At 45.2% G+C, this 880-nt stretch carries 1 protein-coding gene; it reads right to left on the bottom strand.

The features are described 5' to 3' along the window. Positions 1 to 454: 454 nt before the first annotated feature. Positions 455 to 880, bottom strand: a 426-nt coding sequence (locus tag GY843_RS11815; protein ID WP_297309841.1) for a transposase, incomplete at its 5' end; no start/stop codon positions are given.

Here is an 880-nt window from a genome sequence, read left to right as displayed (position 1 = left end):
TCCTTTTGTTGCTATTCGACGTTCTTTGATGCCCGTGCGGCGCGTGATCCACTCATCAGAGGTATCCACAAATGTTTCCAGCTCTTCATTTGTCAGTATCCTTTTGGGTATTGATGAGCCCGTACCAATGATATGTGCTTCAGGCATTATTAAAGCCACCTTTATTTCCTGTGATATACGGAAATATAAAAGAATATAATAAGGGTATCAAAGAAGGCCAGACTATATGGCAAAGATGAGTGCGTGTCAACTGCATTAGGGCTACCCAAATCCACCGCCTAAACCCACGCAAACCTGTTGGGCGTGTTAATCACGGTGATTTTGGAAGGAAACGAGCCTAGCCTGTCATTTTTTTGTCCGATTTTGGACTGAAGTACTTGGCGGTCTCATAATATGGCATACTTAGACAAACTTATCCTGCTTAGCACCATTTCTATAGTTGTCAGAAGCCCCTTTAGACTGCCGGAGCAAGCAGTGAGATCTTCCTTCGGATCTCCAGTAACCATTCAAGGGCCTCCCCTTTTCTTGAAAGCCGAATAAATAGCTGCCGAGATCGTTCCATTACCCGTGCAGGCAGATTGATCAGCGAGAATCTAATCGCTTTCATCCGTTTACATGCCCAGGCCTTACCCAGTACCAACCGTTTCATGCTTGCATTCAAGTTCAGCGATAGAATCATGATCCACCACCATGCCGCATTAACGCCAAAATCATCGGACGGGAGCTTTCCTCCGGCCAGATCCTCTTTCATTACACTATGGGCTTGCTCACTTTTGCCACATCTTTTATGGAGCCATCTAATCAGTGTTCCTCCTTCCCAGTCCATGTTTGTAACAATACCAAACACTTTGTACTTTCTGTTATCCTTGCTCATCGTGGG

The sequence above is a fragment of the Neptuniibacter sp. genome, from assembly GCF_024231755.1.
Taxonomy (GTDB): Bacteria; Pseudomonadota; Gammaproteobacteria; order Pseudomonadales; family Balneatricaceae; genus Neptuniibacter.
This window is presented reverse-complemented; position numbering and strand designations above follow the sequence as displayed.